General features: G+C 52.3%; 4 protein-coding genes and 2 pseudogenes. 2 read left to right on the forward strand and 4 right to left on the reverse strand.

Features of this window, described 5'->3' with window-relative positions:
* The first annotated feature begins 666 nt into the window (after positions 1 to 666).
* Together FTV43_RS14545 and FTV43_RS14550 are read left to right on the forward strand one after the other, a co-directional pair.
* A complete protein-coding gene (locus tag FTV43_RS14545) occupies positions 667 to 1,026 on the forward strand; it encodes a hypothetical protein (RefSeq protein WP_257221968.1) in 360 nt (119 codons plus the stop codon).
* A 10-nt stretch (positions 1,027 to 1,036) separates the two neighbouring features.
* Positions 1,037 to 1,573, forward strand: a pseudogene (locus tag FTV43_RS14550) (DUF5384 family protein).
* A 533-nt stretch (positions 1,574 to 2,106) separates the two neighbouring features.
* Here the strand turns inward: FTV43_RS14550 and FTV43_RS14555 are convergent.
* From FTV43_RS14555 to FTV43_RS14570, 4 genes and pseudogenes are all read right to left on the reverse strand, one after another.
* Positions 2,107 to 2,322 carry an MbeD family mobilization/exclusion protein gene (locus FTV43_RS14555; RefSeq protein ID WP_000137422.1) on the reverse strand — a complete coding sequence of 72 codons (216 nt, stop codon included), beginning with the start codon at positions 2,320 to 2,322 and terminating at the stop codon, positions 2,107 to 2,109.
* 6 nt (positions 2,323 to 2,328) lie between these two features.
* Positions 2,329 to 2,820 carry an MbeB family mobilization protein gene (locus FTV43_RS14560; RefSeq protein ID WP_140428842.1) on the reverse strand — a complete coding sequence of 164 codons (492 nt, stop codon included), beginning with the start codon at positions 2,818 to 2,820 and terminating at the stop codon, positions 2,329 to 2,331.
* A 40-nt stretch (positions 2,821 to 2,860) separates the two neighbouring features.
* A pseudogene (locus FTV43_RS16210) lies at positions 2,861 to 3,559 on the reverse strand (relaxase/mobilization nuclease domain-containing protein); the annotation flags it as partial.
* Entirely contained in the window at positions 3,498 to 3,821 is a 324-nt protein-coding gene (locus tag FTV43_RS14570; RefSeq protein ID WP_170915627.1) for a MobC family plasmid mobilization relaxosome protein, read from the reverse strand. The pseudogene FTV43_RS16210 and the gene FTV43_RS14570, both read right to left, overlap by 62 nt.
* Positions 3,822 to 4,400 lie beyond the last annotated feature (579 nt).

Raw genomic sequence — 4,400 nt, forward strand, 5'->3', positions numbered from 1 at the left:
ATCCCCAGTTTTTAGTGAGATCTCTCCCACTGACGTATCATTTGGTCCGCCCGAAACAGGTTGGCCAGCGTGAATAAGGGGTGAGTTTGGAGATTGGAAATTATTGTACGTTAAGCCTGTTTTTTGAACAGATCGCGCTATCGCAATAGGGTGTACTCCTGCACTATACGGCATTTAGCCTGTATGTTTGGGTAATGAGACAACCTAAATGCGACAGCGTGAGCGCAATAACTTAAATGCGATAGTCAGTAACAATAAATCAATCAGTTACCAATCAGAAACGGTTAAATTATGTTCTTAACGTACAATAATTTCCATTTCCCAAACCGACCCCAGGAAGGACATCTGATGGAAATGGAAGCCACTGGAGCACCTCAAAAACACCATCATGCACTAAATCAGTAAGTTGGCACCATTACCGGAAAATCAACCACCACCTTTAGCCTTTACTTTTTACGGATAATTCCTAAAAATGTTTTTTTTACATTAAGAAACAGGAAGTCACATGAGCTCAAAAAAACACTGTTAAGCATAGCCCTACTAACCGCCTCGATTACCGCTTTATCAGGCTGTCAATCCAATGCCGATCAATATGCTGCTGACGTTTATGACACAGGGCAACTGAATGCAAAACAGGAGACGAAAACTGTAAACATAATTTCTGTTTTGCCTGCGAAGGTTGCTGTTGATAACACTGCAAACAAACAAGCTGCACAAACCTTTGGGGCAATCCTTGGCGCTGTGGTTGGCGGTGTGGCTGGTCATAACGTCGGAAGTGGTAGCGGACTTTGCACAACAGCCGGAGCCGTTGGCGGTGGTGCCGTCGGTGCCGCAGTAGGAACATTAGTCAAAGATAAATCTATCGTTGAAGGTGTTTCTTTAACTTACAAAGAAGGGACAAAGGTATTTACATCAACTCAAGTAGGAAAACCATGTCAGTTTACTACTGGTTTAGCTGTTGTTATTTCCACAAAAAATAATGAAACAAGAATCCAGCCAAACACAACATGCCCGGTAAAAAAATAAGATTCAAACGATGAAAAGAATCATTATACCCCTCATCCTTTCTTTTAGTGGAAGCAGCTTTGCAAACTCACTTCAAGAACAATTATCTGCAGTAGCTCAAACTGAACAGCAGGGAAAAGCTGAAGAGCAAAGACTCATGGATATCCAGAGAGAAAAAATTGAGGAAAACAAACGGCTTGAGCAAAAAAGGAGAGAAAGAGCAAGAGCAGAAGCGAACAGGAGAGCAGCCATAGCTTCTGCAGAGAGAAAAGCTCACCGTGAAAGAATCGAAGCTGAGCTCAAAGCCGATAAAAATAGAGATCAGAAATATGAAGATGAACTAAGAAAGCTTGAAATCGAAAAACAAAAGTTAGCATTAGCCAGGGAAGAGGCAAGAGTTAAACGCGAAAATTAATTCATAGACCAAGAGTTAAAAAACAAGGCAGCCCAAACAGATGTAATTCAATCTCACGCCGGCTCAAACAGAAATATTTCAGAAGGCGGGAAAGATTTAATGAAAAGCGAAGGGAAAGCCAGAGAAAAAGAAGCTGGAGAATGGTTTAACTAGCTTCATTTTTATAATTAAAGTTGATTTCAAGTTTAATTAACAACGGATGTTATTTACCATAACATCTGTTGCCCGCACCGCTCCGGACGGGTTCGCCACAAACGGGGCGGCAGTCAGGTAAAACCGGCAACAAACCACCCGATACACCGCCCCGTTCGTGACAGATAAATTTTACCCGACTGCATAGCCATGCAGCCAGATGCATGGCGTGTAAAGTCACACTAAAATCAGCGCGAACGCCTTAAAAACAGGTAAATGCTTCTCCAGCCAGTCCCACAGCCCGGCCGCCAGATACAGGCAGTTAAGTACAGCTTCAATGACGTTAAGCAATTTCATAATTCCCCCCCAGGTATAGGCCGTGATCTTTTTAATCACGAACCTATTTAGCGGGAGAAGTAAGAGCCCCTCTTCGTGCGGGTTGTCAGCTGCCTGGATGGTTTAAAGTGTCGGCCCGCGGTAGGTTTTCTGCGGCTGGCGCTCCAGCTCCAGTGTTTTCTGATACTCATTCTCCCTCTGCCGGAGCTCGATGGCATTCAGTTCCCGGACAAGCGGCGCAGCTGCTCGCTTAAACTCAGCACCTGCGTGCTCAAGTCCGACACGCGCTCGTTCAGCACCGCGTTCTCCCGTTGCATAAGCCCACACATGCTCCGCCATTCCGCGAAGGCGCTCTCCCATTCGTCCAGCCTTTGCGAGTAGTCCTGCTGTAGCTGCTCTAATGCGCTCAGCAACTGCTTTTCCAGCTCTGTCATCTTCCGCTACTCCTGTTTCAGGCGGATCCATGTCGTCCCGCCGTAAGGGATGGCTTCGGTTTTCATCCCCGGCGGTAGGATAAGAAACCTCCGGCCGTCGCTGCTCTCCTGATAGCGCACTCCCCACGTCCGGGCGGTCATTTTCGCCAGGGTATCTTCCTGCTGACGAAGATGCGTGTAATTGTCGGTTATCTGCTGCCCCTGCCACCACAGTATGCTCCCGCTCGTGCCGATCAGCAGCGCTGACACCATCAGGATGGTGAGCCATGTCCGCCCGGCAGTCCGCAGTACGCTCCGCCGGTTTTTCTCCATCGCCTCGCTCATACTCTGCTCGTGGGCGAGGATGGCGTCGCTGATTCTCCTCGCGCTTGCGCTCAGTTCCGCTCTGACAGACTGCTCGTGCTCGCAGAATGCGGCTTTCAGCATCTCGCCAGTACTCTTCTGCTGCGCTTTCGATTGCTGCTCTAAGTCCTTCGCTAGCGTTAAAAGATTGCTCATAGATAGCTCCCTTCAGTCGGATGTTTCGCCCCCCGTCCGGGTCGGCAATGCTGATACTGCTTTTCGTGGTGCGCACCACCTTAAAACCTGCACCTTCAAGAGTGTCAGTGACATCCTGACGGCTTTTCAGCTCCCCGGACGAGGCTAAGCTCAGTAGTCCCCGGGTAATGGCTTCTGCGGCCTCCTGCGTCGTTTTCGGCAGCCCGGACGGCGTGACCAGCGCCCGGCGGTTTTCCGGCGCGTTCGGGTCGTGCAGCCCCAGTCTGCCGTTCACGATAGTCTGCCAGGCATCGATGCGCGGCCGGTCGGCGCGGTCGTAGTAAGGCTGGAGCCGCCTGCCGGTCAGCAGCTCGGTATTGGGGATCAGAAAGTTCAGCTCCAGACGCCCCTTGTCCGCGTGCTCCACCCACAGAATGCTGTACTGATCTTTATCGAGTCCGGGCATCAGAACCCGCTCGAAGCTGGCCATCAGTTTTTCCCGCTGGCCGGGAGGGAGATCGGCCTCCGCAAACGACAGGACGCCGGAGGTGTATTTCTTAACGTAAGGCGACGCGTCAATCAGCTCCCGGACTTCTTCCGGCTTCCCCTGCAGGACGGTGGCGCCTTCACGCTGCCGGTCTTTACCCAGCAGATAGTCCACCGGCCCGGCGCCACCGCCGCGACCGCGTGGATGAAATTTAACGATCATCGTCCGTTCCTTTCTCAAGAACGGCGTGCCGCAGCCGCTCAAGTCCGGCATCGATGGCCATCAGCGCCGCCACAATCTGTACCCTGTCATGGCCAGTACCGCCGCCGGTGTTAACACGGCGGGCTATCTGGTTCAGGTTATTGCCCATGCCGGCAAGCTGGCGCAGCAGCGCCGGCGAAATTGAGGGGAGCTTTCCGGTGCGCGCAGGCTTTTCGTCCAGGCAGGTCTGCCGCATCCAGGCCGCCAGCGGCCTGCCGTCACAGCGCTCAAGCAGCCGCCGGTGCTCGTCCTCCGTCACCCACATGGTGAGCATCTTGTTCCGTTTCTCTGACAAACCGGCCTCCTGATAACGCCGGGACGGGCGGGAAAGCCTTTCCCGGTCGGCGCGGGGTTGGACAAGCCGCAGGCGCGTCAGGCTTTTGGCGGGTTTCGGGGCGCAGCCCTGAACCAGTCACGTAGCGCTAGCGGAGTGTATACTGGCTCAATATGTTACGGCGGAGTAACACTTAATAAAAGTGCTTCATGTGGCAGGGGAAAAATGCAGCTGCAGGGCGTACAGGAGAAAATGGAGGTTACAGTGATATGACGCCTCCTCGCTCACTCGGTCGCTTCCGCTCCTGACGTTCGGCTGCGGCGGGCGTTACCTGCAAACGGATAAGAGCAAAGGCATACGGCATGGCAAGCAGGACAGGAAGAGGATACGGAGCTGCCGTTTTTCCATAGGCTCCGCCCCCCTGACGAGCATCACGAAATCTGACGCTCAAATCAGTGGTGGCGAAACCCGACAGGACTATAAAGATACCAGGCGTTTCCCCCTGATGGCTCCCTCGTGCGCTCTCCTGTTCCTGCCTTTCGGTTTACCGGTGTCATTCCGCTGTTATGGCCGCGTTTA

This window comes from Acinetobacter sp. YH16053, from assembly GCF_013417035.1.
Lineage (GTDB): Bacteria > Pseudomonadota > Gammaproteobacteria > Pseudomonadales > Moraxellaceae > Acinetobacter > Acinetobacter towneri.

Excerpts from the sequence above, each read along its gene's own strand:
- FTV43_RS14560 (WP_140428842.1), bottom strand. The coding sequence starts at position 2,820 with ATGAGCAATCTTTTAACGCTAGCGAAGGACTTAGAGCAGCAATCGAAA.
- FTV43_RS14570 (WP_170915627.1), bottom strand. The coding sequence starts at position 3,821 with ATGCTCACCATGTGGGTGACGGAGGACGAGCACCGGCGGCTGCTTGAG.
- FTV43_RS14555 (WP_000137422.1), bottom strand. The coding sequence starts at position 2,322 with ATGACAGAGCTGGAAAAGCAGTTGCTGAGCGCATTAGAGCAGCTACAG.